The organism is Candidatus Limnocylindrales bacterium (genome assembly GCA_035559535.1).
In the GTDB taxonomy this organism is placed as follows: Bacteria; Moduliflexota; Moduliflexia; order Moduliflexales; family JAUQPW01; genus JAUQPW01.
Genome location: DATMBG010000037.1, coordinates 80,690 through 101,022 on the forward strand (window position 1 = coordinate 80,690; position 20,333 = coordinate 101,022).

Sequence of the window (20,333 nt, forward strand, 5' to 3'; positions counted from 1 at the left end):
ATGATGGACAAAAATCAGCGTATAGAGAAGTGTGGACCTGTTGCCACTTTCTGTATGTTTGTCTGTGGCCTCTTCCTGGGTCTTGTGGGAGTTCTATCCTCTCACCTGGCCATCAGTTTCTATAGGTATCATTTTGTCCTCTTATTTCCTGTCTGGATGGGAATACTCCTGGGAATGGGAGTTTCAATGGGGGCGCGGATAGGAAGATGTACCCGACAGTTGTCTGGATTCTTGATGGTTACGCTGCTGAGTATCTTTTGCTACGCCCTGCTTTTAATCCTCAATAACTTTACCTCCCTGACAGAGCCGGGTACGGCTGTAAAAGAGTATTATTACTTGAGAAGAGATTTTGTAGAACCCCTTCAAAAAACCGTTTCCCAATACGGACTGGATCTCAAGACCTGGGATACCCTCAAAGAAGTTTGGTTCCAATGGGCTTCTTTATTACCGGCTTATGATGAAAAAGCCATGGTTTCTAACCATGAATTTTCAGTTTTTTTAGAGTATCCTCCCCTTACCAGGTGGCAGGCACAAAGGAAGATCTTAGAATTCGAGAAGGTCCAAAACTGGATGGTATGGGGTGTGGAACTTCTCGTTTTGATCCTGGTTGCCTGGGAAAAAACTCATAAAACGATCCAATACAACTACGCCAGGGCTTATTCCAGAAAAATGCTCCAATCCGAAGTGAAGAGCTCTCCGACCGAGACAAAAACCCTGGAAAATCGGCTGGCTAACTTGAATCTGGAGCCTGGACGGGTTTCCGAAGCATCTCAGCAGGCCAAAAAGCCTGAGGCCCCTGTTAAAACGCCGGGTACAGAAACTCCCACGGTTACCATCCCCCCTATGCCGGTGGATCACACCGAAATCCCTGCAACCATGATCCTTGATCGGCAGGTTGATACCACCAAAACCCTCACACTGCCTCAGCCAGATATGCCGGGTACTGGTCCAACAACCTCGACTTCTGCAACGCTTAACCGGCCAACTGATACCCCAAAAACCCAGGAGTCCCCGGAGATAAAGGCCCAACAACCACCGCCAGGCCCCGGGTATGCACTTTTACTTCGAGGATATGATCCAGCACGGACAGAAGCGCTGGTGGATTTCATGACCAAATCCCTGAACATGTCCATGGATAAAGCTAAAGTCTTACTTAAAACCCCCTCTCTGTTAAAAGCTCCGGTAACGGACCTGGAAGCTCAGACTCTCGTAAAAGCGTTTAATCAATTGGGTGCTCGCGTTCAAGTTATCACCCTGGAGCAACTCCGAGCTATAGCCGAAAAACAAAGGAGGCAGAAGAGTAAAGAACCCTCGAGAACCCTATCGGAATCTGTTACCCAGGGTTTGGAAGTTCCAACCCTCATGACCCCTCCGTTCTCCAGGGATAATCCGAGATATGGGGTTTTATTACAAAAATTTGATAAGACCTATGAAGAAGAAGTTCTTCACCTCCTTGCTTCGCTAACCGGATTAACCATAGAACGTCTGAAATCGGCTCTCAGAACTCCTGCCCTTGTAGTAAAAAATGTGACTCAAGAAGAAGCAGACCGGATCGGTCAACAATTTAAGGGTATCGGTGCAGAAGTAACTATTTTAACCATGCAGGAGGTAGAAAAATTGTTTGCCCCCAAACGATCTGCGTGAAACGTAGTCTTATAGAAAGACCTTACGTTTTACGCCCTATGGTTTACAGACAGGTATGATTGAAAAAACCACTATTTTCATCGAAGGAATGAGCTGCAATCATTGTAAAATGACCCTGGAAAAAGGTATCGGTGGCTTGAAAGGAGTCTCCTCGGTCAAAGTGGATCTCGATCAGAATCAGGCAGAAGTTCAATTTGATCCCGACGAGATATCCTTGACAGATATTAAAAAGAAAATTGTTGATTTAGGCTATAAGGTTTAGAACAGGAGGAATGATTATGCCTTGGAAAGACAGAAATCCCAGACGAGGTCCTGGAGGGGATTTTGATGAAGAACCCGAGTTTAAATTACCCGGTTTAGATTTACCCCGGGTGTTCTGGCCGAAAACTTTTAATCTGGTAATTATTTTGGTGGTGGTTCTGGGACTTTTTATAGCCGCCGGAGTCTATAAGGTGAACCTGGGTGAGGTGGGAGTGGTCAAGCGTTTCGGTAAACTCAACCGGATCGTCAGTCCGGGCTTACATTATCGAATTCCCTTCATCGAAGAGGTAGCAACTCCCAAAGTAGAAGAAGCTAAACGCGAAGAAATCGGCTTTAGGACCATAGATCCGGGCCCCCCGGCCAAATATCAGGATGTACCTAAAGAATCCCTCATGCTCACCGGAGATGAAAACATTATCGATATCGATGTCATTGTACAATATCGAATTAAGGATGCAGCCGCCTATTTGTTTAACGTGAGAGATCAACAAAAAACCGTGCGAGATGCTGCCGAAGCGGCTATCCGAGAGATTATAGGGAATCGAACCATTGATGAAGCTTTAACGACCGGGAAAACAGATATTCAGAACAGCACCCGGGAACTCCTTCAACAGATTTTAGATAAATACCAAAGTGGAATCGTCATCGAAATGGTTCAGCTCCAAGATGTTCATCCCCCCCAGCAGGTTTTTGCTGCATTTCGAGATGTAGCCAGTGCAAGGGAAGATCGCAATCGACTCATCAACGAAGCCCAAGGGTATCGAAACGACATTATTCCTAAAGCAGAAGGGGCGGCGGCTGAAATTATTCAGCAGGCGGAAGCTTACAAGCAAGAGAGAATCAACCGGGCCCTTGGGGATGTTACCCGATTCCGCCAGATTCTGACGGAATACCAAAAGGCTAAGGAGATCACCAAGCAGCGGTTGTATCTCGAAACCATGGATGAGATCTTACCGGGTATCGATAAGTACATTATCGATGAAACTTCCCAAAAAGGATTGTTACCCATACTCCAGCTCAATAAAGAAGAATACCGTAAAGACGAGAATCATCCGGTTGGAAATGCATCCGAGGAAAGAAAAGGAGGAAATCCATGAAGAGTTCACTGAGTACCATTGCTCTCCTTGTTGTCGTCTTGATTCTGATAAACTCCCTTTTTTACACTGTGGATGAAACCGAGCAAGCCGTGGTCACCCAATTCGGTAAATTTGTAAAAACAGTGACAGAGCCCGGTTTACATGTCAAAGTTCCTTTTCTTCAACAGGTTACCCTCTTCGAAGATAGGGTTCTGGGATATGATGCCGCTCCTAAAGAAGTGATCAGCCGGGATAAAAAGGCGATTGTCATGGACAATTATGCCAAATGGCGCATTGAGGATGCTCAAAAGTTCTATGAAAGTGTCCGGGATGAGGCCCGTGCTCAATTCCGAATCGATGATATTATCTACTCCGAGCTGAGAGCGGAACTCGGTATGCACGATTTTGCCTCTATCATTGGAAAAGAGCGGAGCCAGATTATGGATAAGGTAACCGAGAACAGTAATCGACAGGCATCTAAATACGGAATTGAAATCGTGGATGTTCGGATTAAGCGAGCCGACTTACCCCCCGAAAACGAAAAATCTATCTTCGGGCGCATGGAAACAGAACGCCAACGAGAGGCCAAGCAATACCGCTCAGAAGGGGCAAGGGAAGCAACTAAAATACGAGCTGAAGCCGATAAAGAAAGAGCCATTATTCTGGCAGAAGCTTATAAAAAAGAACAACAAATCAAAGGAGAGGGAGATGCTGAGGCTATTAAAATCTACGCCGAAGCTTATCAGCAGGATCCAGAGTTTTACGGCTTTATCAGGACTTTAGAAGCCTACAAACGGTCCCTCAAAGAGAGATCAACCCTTGTGCTATCCCCGAATTCTGAGTTTCTAAAATATTTAACCCGGTTTAACCTGGATTCAGACTCCCGGCACAATCAGACGAACAATAAGGAAGACCATGGAAAATAAAAAAACAAACTTCTCCCTTTAAGAGCTTAAAGGCTTTTCAGCAATTTTTGAGGAAAGAATCTTATTCTAAGATTTCAAGGATGCATCGGGTTCCAACTTTGCGTCCGGCAGCATTCAAAATCGTCCGTAAAGCACGTGCGGTCCTTCCCTGCTTTCCGATAATTTTTCCAATATCACTCTGGGCTACCCGAAGCTCGACAACAATCGTTTTCTCACTCTGCACTTCCGTCGCTTGAACTTTCTCCGGTTCATCCACCAACAACTTAGCTATATACTCAACCAGCTCCTTCATCCGAAAGTACCTCCTTATCCTATGAGATGATAGGAATTAGAACACTTGCACCAACTTAGGCACTACCTTAACTATTGACCGACCTACACAGCTACAACTTCTTAATTTGTCAAGGTTAGGATAACCTTGTTTTTATGTCAAGGGATTTTTTGCAAATAAGAGATAACTACGTATTAGTCGGTCGTTAAAATACATACAGAGTGTTATAATCCGACTATTTTCTATTTTTCAAAAAATTTTTTTGATTTTGATAAGAAATCTTAAAATTGAGTGGAATCAAACCGAAATCCTTCAAGAAAAGGTTTGACAAAACCCTGAAAGGGCTATATCCCATAGGTATGGGAGAATCCTTTCAAAAACTTCTGGAGAGACGATGGGAAAAAGGATTTTTTGTCTGCATAGGTTTAGATTCAGAGCTCGGGAAAATTCCCAAGGTTGCCCGGGCAGGTTCTGTCAAGGAAACCCTTTTAAAATTTAATCGGGAAATTATTGAAGCTACGGGAGACCTGGTCTGTGCCTATAAACCCAATATAGCTTTTTATGAAGCGGAAGGACCCGAGGGTTTGGAAGCCCTTATCTCTACAGTGGGATTTATCCATGCTACTTATCCCGAGGTTCCCGTTATTCTCGATGCTAAACGGGCCGATATCGGACATACCAATGCCGCCTATGTAAAAGCCATGTTCGATATCTATGGCGGAGATGCTCTAACCGTTCATCCTTATGTGGGACAAGAAGCCCTTCAAACTTTCCTGGATCGGAAAGAGAAGGGAATCTTTGTCCTCTGTCGAACTTCAAATCCAGGGGCCGGAGAATTCCAAGATTTACAGGTCCTCAAAGAAGGGCAAAGGTTACCCCTTTATCAAGTCGTTGCCCATCAGGTGGCAACAAAATGGAATCGTAACCAGAATTGTGGGCTTGTGGTAGGAGCCTCTTACCCGAGAGAACTTAAAGAAATCCGACGGATCGCAGGAGATCTGCCTGTTTTATTGCCCGGCATTGGAGCCCAGGGTGCCGAACTTACCCAGGCCCTCGCAGCCGGATTGGATTCGAAGGGTACTGGACTCATTGTGAACGCCTCACGGAGTATTATTTTTGCCTCTTCAGAAGCCGATTTTGCCCTGGCAGCCCGACGAGAAACCGAAAATCTCCATAAGGCTATCCAACAGTATAGATTAAGCCTTAATTTAGCTAAGTTAACAGGTCGAGAATTTTAGTGTATAAAAAATTTGACAACATAAAGAAAACATTATATCCTTTAGCTTTAGAGTTAAACCTCATGGTTAAAGGAAATTTTTTTAAACTTCATCGATCCCATCACTTCCATTGTGACCGAAAAGCAAGAAATTTTGGCTTCGGACCTTTTTGAAATCGGAGCCATTAAATTCGGAGCTTTTAAGCTCAAACTTCATGAAAAAGTCCCTGATGCCCCTCTTTCTCCCATTTACATTGATTTGAGGATTCTCCGTTCCTTTCCCAAGGTCCTTCGAAACACCATCGAGGTCTTTAAAGAACTGATAATCGGATTAAAATTTGACCTCCTGGCCGATATTCCAACGGCTGTTACACCCCTTGTAGCCATTCTATCCTACGAAATGGGAATTCCCATGATTTCTCCCAGAAAAGATGAAAAAACCCATGGATTATCTCGCCGAATCGATGGAGTCTTCCAAACCGGGCAAACGGTTCTTCTCCTGGACGATTTAATTACCAAGGCAGATAGCAAATTTGAAGCTATTCAAGCTCTTCAAGAAAATGGACTGCGCGTTCAAGATGTCCTGGTCTTAGTGGACCGGGAACAGGGAGGGGCTCAGCAGCTTGAAGCAGCCGGATATCGTCTCCATGCAGTTTTTAAGCTCAAAGATTTACTGAGTTACTATTTAAAGAAGGGCCAGCTTGAGCCCGCAAGATATGAAGAAATTATGCGATATCTTGCGATGGGTACTTAGGATAGGTCCACAGGACATCTTGTTAAATGCTGTAATCCCAGAGATCCAGGCTTTCTGGGGTAGGTTTTTTGGATCTAACCCTTCCAACTCTCCGCCCCTGGGAGGGAAGAGGAGAGTGGGGAAGAAAGGCCCTCTCCGATTTCCCCTTCCCGCATCGGGAAGGGGGGGTCAGGGGATTAGGTTATAAAAAACCTGCCTCTGAGAACTCTGTATCCCCCTACAGAATCTTCATTGAAAGTACCTGGACAGGGTTTTAAAGGCTATGGGTAAAAATAACCTTCTAAAACTCCCGGGACTCATTGATCCCCACGTGCACTTGCGAGATCCCGGGAGTACGGAGAAAGAAGATTTTTTTACAGGCACCTGTGCGGCAGTAGCCGGAGGCTATACGGCTATTATAGACATGCCCAATAACCCCCATCCCATCACCAGCGAAGAAGCCCTCTCCGAGAAAATATCCCTGGCGAGCCGAAAAATCGTCTGCGATGTAGGGTTTCATTTCGGAGCGTCTCCCTCAAACTATCCGGTTTATAAGCAAATTGAAGCTAAAGTAAAAGGTTTGAAGCTTTACCTGAATCAAACGACGGGCCCTCTACTTATAAAGGATCTCGAAGCTATTCTAAATATTTTTCAACACTGGCCCGGTCAGAAACCTATTCTGGTCCACGCAGAAGGGGTCACGGTTGCCATGGTGCTGGCTTTAAGCTATTTATACCGAAAGTCGGTCCATTTTTGCCATATCAGCCAAAAATCCGAAATCGAGCTTATTAAAAAGGCAAAAGAGCAGGGCTTTCCTGTTACCTGCGAAGTAACCCCCCATCATTTGTTTTTAACTCAAGAGGATGTTAAAAGTCTCGGTGGATTTGGCATTATGAAACCCCCCCTGCCCTCTAAACGAGATCAACAGGCGCTCTGGGAAAACCTGGCAGTTGTCGACCTGGTTGCTTCGGATCATGCGCCCCATACCCTGGCTGAAAAGCAAAGTCCTCAACCCCCTTTTGGAGTCCCGGGTTTAGAGACCACCCTTCCTCTTCTTTTAACGGCTGTATTTGAAAAACGATTGACCCTGGAACGTCTGGTTGAATTAACCTTCCTGAATCCCTCTCGTATTTTTAAGATTCAACAAGATCCGACCACATTCACAGAAGTGGATCCCCAGGAAAGCTATTTTATTCAAGGCTCCGAACTTAAAACCAAATGCCGTTGGTCTCCCTTTCAAGACTGGAGGGTCTGCGGAAGGGTCCGACGCGTAACCCTTCGAGGTCAAATCGTTTTTGAACAGGGACAGGTGCTGGTGCCCCCAGGTTTTGGGCGCATATTGTACTGATTTACCATAAAATAATAAATAATCTTAATAAGAGATAAAATAAGTATACGCATGTGTATATTTTATCCTTATATAGTAAGAGGTTATCCAAAAACTATGGAACCCTTTTCCGCTTTTAACTATCTTATAAAAGGAGGTGTATATGCTTACAAAGGAAAATATTAAATCTCCAGCGGAGATACCGGTATTACCGGAAAAAATAGATGGACACTTTTACGGAAAAGATATTCTCTCTGTTGAGCAATTCTCCCGAAGGGATTTAGAGATTCTGTTTGCCCGGGCGCAAGAAATGAAAGCGCTTAAAGAACAGCAAGGGTCTATCGACCTTTTACATGGGAAAGTCCTTGTTAACCTTTTTTATGAAGCAAGTACTCGAACAGATGCGGCTTTCAGCATAGCCATGAAACGACTGGGAGGAGAAGTTCATAATATTGTGGGAGTTCAGTTCTCCTCGGTATCCAAAGGCGAGACCCTGGCGGATACGGTTCGGGTTTTAGCAACTTATGCCGATGTGATTGTCTTGCGCCATCACGAAATGGGTTCTGCGCTCAAAGCGGCTACTTATATTCGGAAGTTAAAACTCCGGACCCATCAACCTCCGGTTCCCCTTATCAATGGAGGAGATGGCGTCGGTGAGCATCCAACCCAGGCGTTTTTAGATGCCTATACCATTGAGCAAAAGTTTGGAACCCTCGAAGGCCTCACCGTGGCTATGGTCGGTGACCTGAAACATGGCCGTACGGTTCATTCCCTGGCGAAACTTTTATCTCTTTTCAAAAATGTCCGCCTTATTTTCGTCTCTCCGGATAGCCTGCGGATGCCAAGAGAGTTGTTACTGGAATTACAAAGAAAGGGGGTTTCGGTTTCTGAAGCAGATTCGCTCTCAAAGGTTGCCTTTGAAGCCGATGTGTTTTATATCACGCGGGTTCAACAGGAACGGTTCAGTGATCCAGATCTGTACCATCAGGTACAAGGTTCTTACAAGGTGGATGCAGCCTTTCTGGAGAAAATAAAAGAAAACGCCATTATTATGCACCCACTTCCCCGGGTTGGTGAAATCACGGAAGAGGTCGATGAGAGTCCCCATGCAGTGTATTTTGAACAGGCTGAAAATGGAATGTACATCCGAATGGCTTTGTTAACCAGTGTATTACTTAAATGCTATTAGCGGTAGGAGTAGAGGTATGACAAAAGTAAAAAACCGGGCTCAGTTTGAGAATCGTCCCTTTTTAAGTCTCCCACAGGAATCAAAGGTCTGGACGAAGTTACTGCTCCCGGTCCATTTTGTGTCCGGGTTATGGATGATAAGGTAAATAGGGCAACAACCTGGGTTGGAGAACCGATGTTCTAAATCAAAAAACAAATCCCAGGTCAAAAGCCTGTTTCAGGCAATTTTCTTAACTCAAAAGAGAAAAATCCCTTGACCTTTAAAGGAAAATCTTTTAAGCTTTTTTACGTTATCCACGGAGGTTTTTACATTGCTTGTTGATTCCCATGCACATTTAGATGCTTCTCAATTCGATGAAGATCGAGATGAGGTTATCCAACGAGCCAGGCAGGATCAGGTTGAGTGGATTCTTACCGTTGGAACCAATCTGGTTGAAAGCCGGAGAGCTGTTGAGATTGCCCTCCGATACCCGCAGATTTTAGCAGCCGTAGGGGTCCATCCCCATGAGGCTAAAGAGGTAACCGAAGAGGTCTATACAGATTTAAAAAACCTTTCCCAGTCCGAGAAAGTTGTCGCCATCGGCGAAATCGGGTTAGATTTTTATCGGCAGCTATCCCCTCCGGAAATTCAAGAGGAGGTGTTTCGCCGACAAATTCAGCTCGCCCGAGAACTTCATCTACCGATAATTATTCATGATCGAGAGGCTCATGGAGAAACCCTCCAGATACTCCGATCTGAAAAAGCTTCGGATGTGCGAGGAATCTTCCATTGCTTTTCTGGAGATTATCAACTGGCCAGAGAGGCCATGGATATGGGATTTTATATCTCCATTTCGGGGATTGTAACCTTTCATAATGCAGCCTGGTTACGAGACGTTGTTAAGGAAATTCCTCTGGATAACCTTCTGGTTGAGACGGATTGTCCCTATTTGGCACCTGTCCCTAAGCGGGGAAAACGAAATGAACCCGCCTATGTCACCTATACGGCAGCTAAAATAGCAGAGATCAAAAATATCGAGGTCGAAAAGGTCGAAGAGGCCACCTCTGAAAATTTTTTAAAATTTTTTAACTTGAAAATATGAAAAAAACGGGAAAAAGTGCCGGTATCCTTATCATAGGAAATGAAATCCTCTCAGGTAAAACGGTAGATTCCAATTCGCCTTATTTATGTCGTGAGCTTCGGAAGCTGGGAGTTGAGGTAAAAAAGATTTCGGTTATTCCTGATGACCTGGACGCTATTGCTAGAGAGGTTTCCCTTTTCTCTCAATCATACGACCTGGTTTTTACGTCTGGGGGGGTAGGTCCAACCCATGATGATGTAACCATGGAAGGAATTGCTCGAGGGTTAGGAAGAAAAGTGGTGTTGCATCCGGAATTGGAAAAGCTGGTAAAGGACTTCTATGGGACCGACATGAACCCGGCTAAACTGAGGATGGCAGAGGTACCTGAAGGTACCCAACTTATTAAAGATGAAGGGCTCATTTTTCCGGTTGTAACCGTAGAGAACATTTATATCTTCCCGGGAATCCCGGAAATTCTTAGAAAAAAGTTTGAAGCCATTAAAAAGCAGTTTCTGGATGAACCCTTTTTCATGAAACAGGTTTTTGTGAATCAATGGGAAGTCGATATCGCCCATCATCTGAATCGTTTATTAGAAGCTTTCCCCCAGCTCTTATTGGGTTCTTATCCTGAGTTAAATAATGCTGAGTATAAGGTCAAGTTAACTTTAGAATCTAAAGATAAGAGTTATCTTGAACAGGCCTTTCGTCAACTCGTTACACTTTTACCGGCAGATGCTATTGTGCGAGTTGAAGGGTTTCCCTGATTCTGAAATATGCCTAACCCAACCCCTATTCAAGATAAAATAAACACCCTCAAGCGTATGCTTGATACCCAGCCGGAACAACTGGCTCAAATTCGAGATTCGTGTGCGCAGCTTATAGCAGAAATTGATAAGCATCTTCAGACCGAAAAACGTCAGTATGCCCGATTGGATTTAATTTTATCGGTTAAATACTCCCTGTATGGGGAAAATGAAACCCAGGCCGAACAACTGGGAGTTATTCGAGATATCAGCCTGGGAGGCGCAAGTATTGAAATGAAGGAAAAGCCATCTCCAGAAACTCCCGTTGTCCTTAACCTCCTCCGGAATAATGGGAACCCCATTCAAATCAAAGGACGGGTGGTACGGGTGAGAGATTTTAAAGAAGGTACCTGGCTGGTCAGTGTGGAGTTTACCGAGATCGAAGAAAAAGATCTGAGAGCTATTTTCCGATTCCTGGCAGAGAATTACGGATAAATGGCTCAAAATTAAATTTTAGAATCCCAGGGTTGGAGCGGCCACTCCCCCTTCTGGAATAATCCCAAGTTTTTTAAAATTTTCAACCAGTTCCCCGGTATTCTTGAAGATCTGGGTACACAGACGAGAGAAAAAAGGGGAGGGATTATAGGGAAATACCGCATAGACGTCTTTGTTGTAACGATGGGCAAAATTCATTTCGCTCAATACTCCCGGGGATAAATATTCGGTTGGATAAAGAACAATAATCATATCGCTTTGATAAATAAACTGATAATCCCGATCGATCGTCCGAGTTTCAATTTTTTCTGCCTCGGTTTTGTCAATATACTCGATTTTCTGTCCTTCTTCATCACTTTGCTTCAAAAGAAGATCGGTGTCTTTAATATCCAAAGGATCAAAAAGAACCAGATATTTACGGAGATAGTTACCGAATTCCCGAATTTTGTCGATCTTCTCCGGGAACTCCCGTTCGATATGCGTAATGGGATAGCTTAAATAGACTTTCTTTTTATTTGAAAAAATCAGGTCATAGAAATTATCCAGAGGATGCTGCCGGGATACCAAATAGTAGGGTTTATTATACCGTTCTGCTAAGATCTGGGTAATGAATTTTTCCTCGTCCAGCCAGACATTAATCTCGTTGAGATTCAGTTTATCCCTCCACTGGGGATTTTCTTGCATCCGACGCTTAATATCGTCCAGATTATCTACGATATTGATATAAATATCCGGTCTGAGCCGATCCAGATTATTAAAGTCAAATCCCGGAAGAAGCAACCCCCGCCATCGAAAACAGGCATGAATGGTGATAAAAGAAGGCCCCGGGCTTTTCTCCAGTTCTCGGGTGATTCGTTCGAGGGCCAGAGCACGCATGAGTTTCAAGACTTTCTCATCGACATCCAGAATCTTTTCTGTAGTCAGGGGGAGCCCCTGCTCTCTGGCAATATTCAGGATATGGCTTCCCATGTCAAAGAAGCTGATAGGCTGTCCCCGCCGGGTACAGTACTCCTGAAATTCACGCATAAAAATGCCTTTTTCACTACAACTTATTCCGGTACAGAGAACTTTCACATTAAAATCACGGAGCCACAGGCAAAAGTAAAAAGCAAGGGAAGAAAATCAGGCCGATTTTCTTCTGAACCCTTCCTCTCCGGTCCGCTCCATTTTTACCTTTAGCCTTTGGCCTTTACTTAGAAAGATATCCTTTCTTTAACTCGTCCAGTAACCGTTCCCTTTGGTCATAGAGTCGTTTTAATTTACGAGGTGGATGTTTCGCCACTGCATAGGCCGTAATAATGGGAAGGGCTACCGTGGAATCCAGATAGCAAACCACCGTATCGGGTAGTTGATCCGGGTTTACCTTCCCCCAGCTCACGGCTTCGGAGGGAGTCGCGCCGGAAAGTCCACCGGTATCCGGTCGGGCATCGGTAATCTGAATAAAGTAATCGTGGCCCTTTTCCTGAATACCTAAAACTTCCTGGAGTTGAGGCTCGGTTTGAAGCAGAAAGTTTTTAGGCGATCCTCCCCCTAGAATAAACACCGCACTTTTACCCCCTGAGCGCTTAGCACCTAGGACGATGGCAGCCGTTTCGTTCACATCTCTGGAAACATCTATTTTTAGGCCATTTCCCTCCAGAGCTTTGGCTGCAATGTTCATCCCAATGGAACTATCTCCAGGGGAAGGGGTATAAATGGGAACCCCATATTGATAAGCCGCCGAAAGGAGGGATCTGGTTCCAAGGCCTAAAGCCTTCTCCCGTTCATGAACATAGCGACCAGCCAGATAATGGAACTCTGCCGTACTCATCTCGCGTTGAAATTCCGGAGCGGTTATTATCTGTTGGAAGAAGGCATCAGTTGAAAGTAGTACCTCGTAATCAAAAAAAATATCATAAATGCGAATAACCCCTTCCTGACGAAGGACTACGTCGTTAACCTGGTGGGTTCCTTGATACAAATCCAGGCCGATTCCAAAGTGTATGTCGTGATAAAGATTGGCTCCGGTACTCACGATCCAGTCGATGAACCCATGGGTAATAAGGGGGATAAGCGATGAAATACCCAAACCGGCCGGCGTTAAAGCACCGGTCAAGCTCATTCCTACCGTGACATTGTCTTCTAATATTTTCCGGGTAAACAGGTGACAGATCTCACGAAGCCGGGCCGCGTTATAAGCCATAAAAGTCCTATCCACAAGATCAACAATGGATATGGACGGATGAATAGGTTGTGGATCGATTTTATTTCCTCGTAGAAATTTGCTTTTCGATTTCATCAAAAATAAAATATAAAAGATAGAACATGGCCGGAAACCATAATTTATCTTTTACATTTTATGATTTAGGTTTTACGTTATGTAACATAGTACAAAATTAAAGAGCAAAGCGTCAATAGAAAATCCCTTTTTATGATAATAGATTAACCTCTAATCAGATTTCCTGGCTCAAATGCGGCTTTATAACTCATTAAAGGGAGGAACTATCATGAAGGTGGCTTTAAGTGCACTCGATCTCATCGGCCGTACCCCTCTTGTGGCTTTGGATAGGCTTACAGAAGGTTTGAATGGGCGCGTATTAGCTAAGGTCGAGTACTATAATCCCGGAGGGAGTATAAAGGATCGGATTGCCCTTCGGATGATCGAAGATGCCGAAAAGAAAGGATTATTAAAAAAAGGGGGTACAGTAGTGGAATTAACCAGTGGAAATACCGGAATCGGTTTGGCTATCGTTTGTGCCGTAAAAGGGTACCGGATGATCGCAGTTATGTCCGAGGGGAACAGTGTAGAACGCCGACGCATGCTGGAAGCCTTCGGAGCTGAAGTGGTTTTGGTTCCCCAGGTCGGTGGCCATCGACCCGGTCAGGTTTCTAAAGAAGACCTGGAAGCTGTGGATAGAAAAACGGCCGAGCTGGTTAAAGAACTTAATGCCTTTCGTCCCGATCAATTTAACAATCCAAGCAATGTAGAAGCCCACGAGTTTACCACCGGGGAAGAAATTTGGGAACAAACGGAAGGAAAGGTAGATATCTTCGTAGCCATTGTAGGAACAGGTGGGACCTTTGTGGGAGTCTCTCGCGCTTTAAAGAAACATAATCCAAAGATTAAAGCTTACGCCGTAGAACCGGCCAATACCCCTTTCATAGCCGGAAAGGAAATCAAAACCACCAAACATAAACTTCAAGGTGCCGGCTATGCCTTGATCCCTCCCCTCTGGCAACCCGAACTTTGCGATGGGTTCCTTACAGCAACCGACGAGGAAGCCATCACAACTGCCAGATTATTGGGTACTCGAGAAGGAATCTGTGCAGGATTTTCTTCCGGAGCCAATGTGGCCTGCGCCCTTAAATTGGCCAGGGAAGTCGAAAAAGGAACTACCATTGTAACAATTTTATGTGATACCGGATTAAAGTATTTAAGCACGGACTTATATCCTGATTGAATTTGCCGAAAGGGATAAATAGACCGTCATCGAATTATACTTTTACTTACTAAGGTAAATAGATAAGGAGCCCCGAAAAAACGATCCATATTGGCCCCTTGTTTACTCACACCTAAAGGCTCAGGAAGCCTTGGGTAAGTATATTCAGGATCTGGCCCCATTGAGGCTCGATCCATTCCCTTAACCGAAGAGCTGCAAACGTTAGGGGATATCCAGGGCTGGTTGACTTTCGGGGAGGAAATGGCGGAGGAGGAATTGGAGCGGATGGAGTGAACAGGACGTTATTAAGAATCATATATGTGGTCTTGATCTTAATTATTTTTGTTGTTTCCTATTATTCGACAAGGTCGATGGGTCGACGGCCATCGGCTCGCGGATCTTCAAAGGATCAGGTAGCCAAAATACCCCGGAGCTTAGAAGGGCAGGTAGTTGAAGTCAAAGACGGGGATACCATTAAAGTACTGGGAGAAGATGGACAGGCGATAACGTGCAGATTATACGGAATTGATGCACCGGAGGTTCCCCACAGGCGTGAAAATGGACAGCCCTATGGAGAGGAAGCTTTAGAGGAATTATCCCGTTTAGTTTATGGAAAGGTAGTCTACATTGAAACCACCGGGGAGAGAACTTACAACCGGGAAGTTTGCCATGTTTTTTTGAAAAATGGGACAAAACAAGATGTAAGTCTTGAAATGGTCAAACGAGGCTACGCCTGGGCCTATCGGCAGTATTTGGGAAGAGCCTACGCCTCTGACTATCTTGAAGCAGAAGAAAAGGCAAGGGAAGCGGAAAAGGGACTGTGGAAGCAAAAAAATCCACAACCCCCCTGGGAGTTTAGAAAACTCAATTCGAGAAGGGTATAAATAAATGCCACCTCTGTTTCAAGACCAACATACGGACAAAGAAGTTCATAGGGAAGATATTAAAATCGAAGACTAAGATCGCGGCAATCCAGGGGAGGCTCTTATGGTTAGTAAACAGAAAGTAGGAAACAAAGAGAGAAGGTAACCTAACCTGTTAGGTTGGTTTAAACCATGGAGTAGGGCATTACAGTGCGGAAAAAGAGTTGGGGGCGGGGGTGAACCGTTACCGTTTTATAACCGTTTACCCCTTGCTACCCGCTATTTACTGCTTGTGGTCTTTTAAATGGGTTTTCTAAATACTTTTAAAGAGACCGCCGGATTTTTGGCGGGGCATGGAAAGGAATTTGCAAAAATAGCAAAGTTAAATGTAGATCTCTCGGGTCTTGAAAGAAGACTTGAAAAAGCCTATGCCGCCATCGGAGAACGGATTTATAACACGGAATTACGTCATCGAATTCAAGACCCGGAGTTAGAAAAGCTTTATCTGGAAATCGGGGAGATCCTGCATCTTATTCAGCAAAAGGAAAAAGAGAAGGAAAGAATTAAAGATTCTATCAAAAAAGGAGGTACCGCGTGAGTGTAAAAGAAATCAAGCTACCCTATAGGCCCATTACCCTGATTATTCTGGATGGATGGGGAATTAATCCGAGGACAGAGGGAAATGCCATTGCCCAGGCTCGAAAACCTAACTGGGATGAATTAACAGCCCGCTATCCTCATACTTCTTTATGTGCTTCCGGGGAGTGCGTGGGGTTACCTTCAGGCCAGATGGGTAATTCAGAGGTTGGGCATACCAACATAGGGGCCGGTCGGATCGTGGATCAGGATTTGGTTCGAATCAGTAAGGCTATTAAAAGCGGTGAATTCTTTCAAAATCCGGTTTTACTTCAAGCCATGTCTAAAGCGAAGTTGGCTCAGCTTCACCTGATGGGATTAGTTTCCGATGGTGGAGTTCACAGTTCCATCGAGCACCTGTTTGCCTTACTTGAGTTAGCCAGGAGAGAAAAAGTCGAGCAGGTTTATATCCATGCTTTTTTAGACGGTCGGGATACTCCCCCAACGAGTGGATTGGGATATATTCAGCAGTTGGAGGATTTTATAACACGACTGGGGACAGGTCGGATAGCAACGGTCATGGGACGTTACTATGCCATGGATCGGGACAAGCGGTGGGATCGAACTCAAAAAGCATATCTGGCCATGGTTACCGGTGAAGCAGGAACTCCCGATGTTCCACGTTACTTTGCTACAGCTTCAGAAGCTGTAGAGTATGGCTACAAGCATGGTGAGACCGATGAGTTTCTCATTCCTTCTGTTATCGGCTCCATGGGGAAGGGGGGTAAACCGGTTGCTCCGATGACTCTGATTCGAGACCGGGACGTAATTGTTTTCTTCAACTTCCGTGCAGACCGTGCCCGTCAGCTCACCCGTGCATTTATTCAAAAGGACTTTTCAGAATTTGAACGTAAAGTCCATCCCGAGTTGGGTATGTTTGTTTCGATGACCCTGTATGATGAGACCTTTGATATTCCCGTAGCTTTCAAGCCGGTTGAACTGCACAAAATTATGGGAGAGCTGGTAAGTCAGGCTGGTCTTGTCCAACTCCGCATTGCAGAGACCGAGAAATACGCCCATGTCACCTATTTTTTTAACGGAGGAGAAGAAAAACTTTTTCCCAACGAAGATCGATGCTTGATCCCTTCTCAAAAGGTGGCTACCTATGACTTAAAACCGGAGATGAGTGCCTATGAAATAACCCAGGAGGTTGTCCGGAGAATTAACTCCGGTCGTTACGACTTTATTGTACTCAACTATGCGAATCCGGATATGGTAGGGCATACGGGAATTATGGAAGCTGCCGTTCGAGCCATTGAAGTGACCGATGATTGTATCGGAAGAACGACCCGGGCCACCCTTCAACAGGGGGGAATTACCTTAATTACCGCCGATCATGGTAATGCCGAACAGATGCTGGATTATGAAACCGGCCAGCCGCATACAGCCCATACCACCAATCCGGTTCCGTTCATTTTAGTTGGGGAGAAATATCGAGGGGTTTCTCTGGCAGAAGAAGGAATCCTGGCAGATGTAGCCCCCACCCTGTTAGAGATCATGAATTTCCCTCAACCACCGGAGATGACGGGGAAATCATTGATCAGAAGATAATCGTTAGAACAAGGATCTTGCCATGATCTGGAAGGTGTTGAGGGTTACCAGCAGTGGCATTAAGTTAAGGCCCTCCTTCCTGCCCCTCCCCTTCCCCCCGTCCACGGGGGGGGAAGGAACGCCGCGGTCAAAGTTCCCTCTCCTGCGAAGCGGGGAAGGATTAGGGTAGGGGTGTCTTTCGTAGGGGCTTCCATCCTTAACTTAATGCCATTAAGGATTACCAGGGGCCTGTAGCCACGTGCCCCGGGTTAAGTAAAGTTTATCCCTTAGGTACCAGGGCCAGAACCCTTACCGGACTTCCCGATCCCCCTTCCAGTTTCATAGGCATGGCGATGAGCAGGGCTCCCTTAGCGGGTAGCTTGTCTACATTGGCCAGGCTTGTTAACATATACTTCCCGGCTCCCAGCATCACATAGTGGGCCGGAAAAGGTGGATTAAAAGAAGCGGCATTACCTGCATCCAGTCCCACGGCCTCCGTTCCAATCCCGTTTACATTCCGTTCTTTTACGAGGAATTCAGATACTTCCATGGAGAACCCGGGCCATTTAGGTTTTCCGTCGGGATCTAAACCCAGAAATTTTTTAGCATCAGATTGCAGATCTCCCCAGCCTGTTTTCATGATAACCACAGCGTTTTCCGGAACTTTACCGTTTTTCTTCTCCCAGTCCAGAACATCCTGCTTCGTTAAAAGATAATTCGGATTTGCTTTGGCTTTTTCGACCACGTCGATAACAACCGCTTGAGAAATCAACTGATCTACCGGAACTTTATCTACGCAGGCTTTGTCTTTGCCTGTGATCCAGTGGCAGGGCGCATCGAAATGGGTTCCGGTATGTTCTCCCACTTCAATCCAGTTCCAATACCAGGCAGGACCCTTCTCGTCATACTTGGAAATCAAATGGCTTGTGTAGCCGGGACTATTGGCCAGGGGAGGTGGAAGTTGAATAACCGGTATCTTTTCATTGAGAGCATGGGACATATCCAGAACCAGGATATCTTTCTTGACAATGGCCTGGGCAAGCTGATTAAGGTCTACTCCCGGGTTGGAACCGGCCCAGGTGGCCAGGGCTAAAATTAAGGTAACGGCAGAAATAATATAAGGTAGTTTGTTAGTCATCCTCTCAACCCTCCTGCAGGGGAGTGTGGGGTATGGAGGTATGAAGGTATGGAGGTACGGGAGTGTGGAAGTATCGGTATGTCAATGTATACTCTCATACTTCCACATCCCCATACCCTCCTGCTCCCATACCCCCATACTCCCACACTCTTTAGTAGTAACGCCCTCACACAGCGACCTTCTCAGGTCGCCACCGACCCAGACGTTTTTCTAACATCCGGAGACTTTCGTTTATTACAATGGCCAATACACAGATAAGACCTACCAGGCTATACAAACTTGCCGTTTCAAAACTGCTGGTAAGAACAATGATTAAAGTCCCGAGACCTTTTTGAGAAACTACCAGTTCTGCCAGGAATACCCCTAGAAGGGTAAAGTTCATCCCCAATCGGAGCCCGGTGATCAGGGTTGGGAGCATCCATGGAACTATCACTTTACTGAAAAGTTGAAGCCGACTGGCACCCATGGATCGACTGGCCAGGAGAAGCGATGGATCAACCCCTCGAACACCGGCCATGGTATTCAGTATAATGGGAAAAAATCCATGGGTAAATCCAAACGCAATTTTAGAGGCTGCTCCAATACCAAACCAGAGGACAAAGAGATAGTAAATAGTTACCTGGGGAATGGCGAAAAGGATCAGAATAATCGGACTAAAAAACTGGTAAATTTTATTTTTAAGTCCGATCAGAAGGCCCATAGGTATGGCTATGCCGGCTGCCAATGCAAAAGCCACCACAATTTCATAAGCCGTGATGGCAAAGGCTGCATGAATATCTGATCTCGCGAGCAGAACCCAGGTCTTCTGCAAAATCTCACTGGGGGGTACCAGAAATAATCGATCGATATACCCTGCTCTGCAGGTCAGTTCCCAGGCCAGTAAACCGGTGCCTATTACCAGCATTCGCAGGGTAAAAATCCATTTTTTCGGCAAGGGTCATTCAAACCACGAAGGAGCCGAAGAACGGGTCGCGTATAAGAATGGAAGCGATAGGGCGATACGTTTCATGTTCCTCGGGCTCTTCGGGGAGGGAACATTGTTTTTCCAAATTCTAATACCGGGTCTTTGCCCTCCTAAGGGATATTGAATTTTCGCTCCATCAGGGATAATAGCATATTAATACCTGCAGCCAGGATCAAAACCACCCAGATATAACTGAACAATAGAGGGGTATCCAGCATGTCCGAGGCCTGGGCAATTTTGTAACCGATCCCGGCTTTGGCACTGATAAATTCTCCGCCTATGACTGCCAGCAAGACAAAAACCATTCCGATCCGAAATCCTGAGATCATGGTCGGAAGAGCGGCAGGAAAGATAACTTTAAAAAAGAGCTGGTGAGGTCCGGCCCCCATAGATTTAGCAGCCTTGATAAACTCCGGGTTAACCGTACGAACCCCCCAGGTTGTGTTGATCACCACAGGGAAAAAACCGGATAAGGCTGCAAAGGCGATTTTAGAGGCAGAGCCGATTCCAAAAAATAGAACACTAAAGGGATATAGAATTACAATGGGAACCGTCGAGATGGCTACCAAAAGGGGTTCAAAGATCTCACCCAAATAGGGGATTCCGCCTAACAGGAACCCCAGGAAAGTTCCTATCAGAACGGCAATTAAGTAAGCCAGGAGGATCTCTCGCAAGGTAACGGCCAGGTGGATATAAATATCTCCCTCCCTGAACAGTCCCACAAAGGTTTTCAAAACCTCGACAGGTGGAGGAAGCAGGGCCGGTAGAACCCATTCATAGGCCGTGGCTATTCCCCAAAAAGCCAGCAAAAGTCCCCATAAACTGACAAGTATAATCTTTAC

The 20,333-nt window shown here is 45.4% G+C and carries 21 protein-coding genes; 15 read left to right on the forward strand and 6 right to left on the reverse strand.

All coding sequences use genetic code 11. The features are described from left to right. From VNM22_12910 to hflC, 4 genes are read left to right on the forward strand one after another with little or no spacing between them, the layout of a single operon-like run. Positions 1-1,644, forward strand: coding sequence for a hypothetical protein (locus VNM22_12910; protein HWP48058.1), 1,644 nt, complete (start codon positions 1-3; stop codon positions 1,642-1,644). 55 nt (positions 1,645-1,699) lie between these two features. Further along, positions 1,700-1,906 carry a copper ion binding protein gene (locus VNM22_12915; protein ID HWP48059.1) on the forward strand — a complete coding sequence of 69 codons (207 nt, stop codon included), beginning with the start codon at positions 1,700-1,702 and terminating at the stop codon, positions 1,904-1,906. 16 nt (positions 1,907-1,922) lie between these two features. Beyond that, entirely contained in the window at positions 1,923-3,002 is a 1,080-nt protein-coding gene (hflK, locus tag VNM22_12920) for an FtsH protease activity modulator HflK (GenBank protein HWP48060.1), read from the forward strand. Beyond that, entirely contained in the window at positions 2,999-3,907 is a 909-nt protein-coding gene (hflC, locus tag VNM22_12925) for a protease modulator HflC (GenBank protein HWP48061.1), read from the forward strand. Before hflK ends, hflC begins: the two co-directional genes overlap by 4 nt. Before the next feature lie 61 nt (positions 3,908-3,968). Here the strand turns inward: hflC and VNM22_12930 are convergent, their stop codons facing one another. After that, positions 3,969-4,199 (reverse strand): KH domain-containing protein, encoded by a 231-nt coding sequence (locus VNM22_12930; GenBank protein HWP48062.1) that lies wholly within the window; start codon positions 4,197-4,199, stop codon positions 3,969-3,971. A 266-nt stretch (positions 4,200-4,465) separates the two neighbouring features. Between VNM22_12930 and pyrF the strand changes: the two genes are divergently transcribed. From pyrF to VNM22_12965, 7 genes are all read left to right on the forward strand, one after another. Next, on the forward strand, positions 4,466-5,416 hold the full coding sequence (pyrF, locus tag VNM22_12935; GenBank protein HWP48063.1) for an orotidine-5'-phosphate decarboxylase: 951 nt from the start codon (positions 4,466-4,468) through the stop codon (positions 5,414-5,416). A 111-nt stretch (positions 5,417-5,527) separates the two neighbouring features. Further along, positions 5,528-6,148 (forward strand): hypothetical protein, encoded by a 621-nt coding sequence (locus tag VNM22_12940; protein HWP48064.1) that lies wholly within the window; start codon positions 5,528-5,530, stop codon positions 6,146-6,148. A gap of 262 nt (positions 6,149-6,410) precedes the next feature. Then, the gene (locus VNM22_12945) at positions 6,411-7,475 is read left to right on the forward strand and encodes an amidohydrolase family protein (protein HWP48065.1); all 1,065 of its coding nucleotides are present in this window, start codon (positions 6,411-6,413) and stop codon (positions 7,473-7,475) included. A gap of 142 nt (positions 7,476-7,617) precedes the next feature. Then, complete coding sequence (gene pyrB / locus VNM22_12950; protein ID HWP48066.1) at positions 7,618-8,643, forward strand: aspartate carbamoyltransferase; 1,026 nt, start codon at positions 7,618-7,620, stop codon at positions 8,641-8,643. A gap of 310 nt (positions 8,644-8,953) precedes the next feature. Then, a complete protein-coding gene (locus VNM22_12955) occupies positions 8,954-9,724 on the forward strand; it encodes a TatD family hydrolase (protein HWP48067.1) in 771 nt (256 codons plus the stop codon). After that, a complete protein-coding gene (locus tag VNM22_12960; protein ID HWP48068.1) occupies positions 9,721-10,467 on the forward strand; it encodes a competence/damage-inducible protein A in 747 nt (248 codons plus the stop codon). Before VNM22_12955 ends, VNM22_12960 begins: the two co-directional genes overlap by 4 nt. 9 nt (positions 10,468-10,476) lie before the next feature. Continuing rightward, the gene (locus VNM22_12965; protein ID HWP48069.1) at positions 10,477-10,941 is read left to right on the forward strand and encodes a PilZ domain-containing protein; all 465 of its coding nucleotides are present in this window, start codon (positions 10,477-10,479) and stop codon (positions 10,939-10,941) included. A gap of 18 nt (positions 10,942-10,959) precedes the next feature. Here the strand turns inward: VNM22_12965 and VNM22_12970 are convergent, their stop codons facing one another. Next, entirely contained in the window at positions 10,960-12,015 is a 1,056-nt protein-coding gene (locus tag VNM22_12970; GenBank protein HWP48070.1) for an AAA family ATPase, read from the reverse strand. 115 nt (positions 12,016-12,130) lie between these two features. Then, complete coding sequence (speY, locus tag VNM22_12975) at positions 12,131-13,219, reverse strand: deoxyhypusine synthase (protein HWP48071.1); 1,089 nt, start codon at positions 13,217-13,219, stop codon at positions 12,131-12,133. A 208-nt stretch (positions 13,220-13,427) separates the two neighbouring features. Between speY and VNM22_12980 the strand changes: the two genes are divergently transcribed. The 4 genes from VNM22_12980 to gpmI all read left to right on the forward strand — a co-directional run bounded on the left by VNM22_12980 (position 13,428) and on the right by gpmI (position 17,410). Then, positions 13,428-14,381, forward strand: coding sequence for a cysteine synthase family protein (locus VNM22_12980; GenBank protein HWP48072.1), 954 nt, complete (start codon positions 13,428-13,430; stop codon positions 14,379-14,381). Positions 14,382-14,731: 350 nt separating this feature from the next. Then, entirely contained in the window at positions 14,732-15,244 is a 513-nt protein-coding gene (locus VNM22_12985) for a thermonuclease family protein (GenBank protein ID HWP48073.1), read from the forward strand. Positions 15,245-15,527: 283 nt separating this feature from the next. After that, entirely contained in the window at positions 15,528-15,821 is a 294-nt protein-coding gene (locus VNM22_12990; protein ID HWP48074.1) for a hypothetical protein, read from the forward strand. Next, positions 15,818-17,410, forward strand: coding sequence for a 2,3-bisphosphoglycerate-independent phosphoglycerate mutase (gpmI, locus tag VNM22_12995; GenBank protein HWP48075.1), 1,593 nt, complete (start codon positions 15,818-15,820; stop codon positions 17,408-17,410). The genes VNM22_12990 and gpmI overlap by 4 nt, the downstream gene beginning before the upstream one ends. A gap of 259 nt (positions 17,411-17,669) precedes the next feature. Here the strand turns inward: gpmI and VNM22_13000 are convergent, their stop codons facing one another. The 3 genes from VNM22_13000 to VNM22_13010 form a co-directional block, all read right to left on the reverse strand. Continuing rightward, entirely contained in the window at positions 17,670-18,527 is an 858-nt protein-coding gene (locus VNM22_13000; GenBank protein HWP48076.1) for a cyclase family protein, read from the reverse strand. 166 nt (positions 18,528-18,693) lie between these two features. After that, a complete protein-coding gene (locus tag VNM22_13005; protein HWP48077.1) occupies positions 18,694-19,461 on the reverse strand; it encodes an ABC transporter permease in 768 nt (255 codons plus the stop codon). A gap of 140 nt (positions 19,462-19,601) precedes the next feature. Next, positions 19,602-20,300 carry an ABC transporter permease gene (locus tag VNM22_13010; GenBank protein ID HWP48078.1) on the reverse strand — a complete coding sequence of 233 codons (699 nt, stop codon included), beginning with the start codon at positions 20,298-20,300 and terminating at the stop codon, positions 19,602-19,604. Between the last annotated feature and the right edge of the window lie 33 nt (positions 20,301-20,333).

What these genes read in the sequence shown, in the direction of transcription:
- VNM22_12910 (HWP48058.1), top strand. Translation starts at nt 1, where the DNA reads ATGATGGACAAAAATCAGCGTATAGAGAAGTGTGGACCTGTTGCCACT.
- VNM22_12915 (HWP48059.1), top strand. Translation starts at nt 1,700, where the DNA reads ATGATTGAAAAAACCACTATTTTCATCGAAGGAATGAGCTGCAATCAT.
- hflK (HWP48060.1), top strand. Translation starts at nt 1,923, where the DNA reads ATGCCTTGGAAAGACAGAAATCCCAGACGAGGTCCTGGAGGGGATTTT.
- hflC (HWP48061.1), top strand. Translation starts at nt 2,999, where the DNA reads ATGAAGAGTTCACTGAGTACCATTGCTCTCCTTGTTGTCGTCTTGATT.
- VNM22_12930 (HWP48062.1), bottom strand. Translation starts at nt 4,199, where the DNA reads ATGAAGGAGCTGGTTGAGTATATAGCTAAGTTGTTGGTGGATGAACCG.
- VNM22_12945 (HWP48065.1), top strand. Translation starts at nt 6,411, where the DNA reads ATGGGTAAAAATAACCTTCTAAAACTCCCGGGACTCATTGATCCCCAC.
- pyrB (HWP48066.1), top strand. Translation starts at nt 7,618, where the DNA reads ATGCTTACAAAGGAAAATATTAAATCTCCAGCGGAGATACCGGTATTA.
- VNM22_12960 (HWP48068.1), top strand. Translation starts at nt 9,721, where the DNA reads ATGAAAAAAACGGGAAAAAGTGCCGGTATCCTTATCATAGGAAATGAA.
- VNM22_12965 (HWP48069.1), top strand. Translation starts at nt 10,477, where the DNA reads ATGCCTAACCCAACCCCTATTCAAGATAAAATAAACACCCTCAAGCGT.
- speY (HWP48071.1), bottom strand. Translation starts at nt 13,219, where the DNA reads ATGAAATCGAAAAGCAAATTTCTACGAGGAAATAAAATCGATCCACAA.
- VNM22_12980 (HWP48072.1), top strand. Translation starts at nt 13,428, where the DNA reads ATGAAGGTGGCTTTAAGTGCACTCGATCTCATCGGCCGTACCCCTCTT.
- VNM22_12985 (HWP48073.1), top strand. Translation starts at nt 14,732, where the DNA reads ATGGGTCGACGGCCATCGGCTCGCGGATCTTCAAAGGATCAGGTAGCC.
- VNM22_12990 (HWP48074.1), top strand. Translation starts at nt 15,528, where the DNA reads ATGGGTTTTCTAAATACTTTTAAAGAGACCGCCGGATTTTTGGCGGGG.
- VNM22_13000 (HWP48076.1), bottom strand. Translation starts at nt 18,527, where the DNA reads ATGACTAACAAACTACCTTATATTATTTCTGCCGTTACCTTAATTTTA.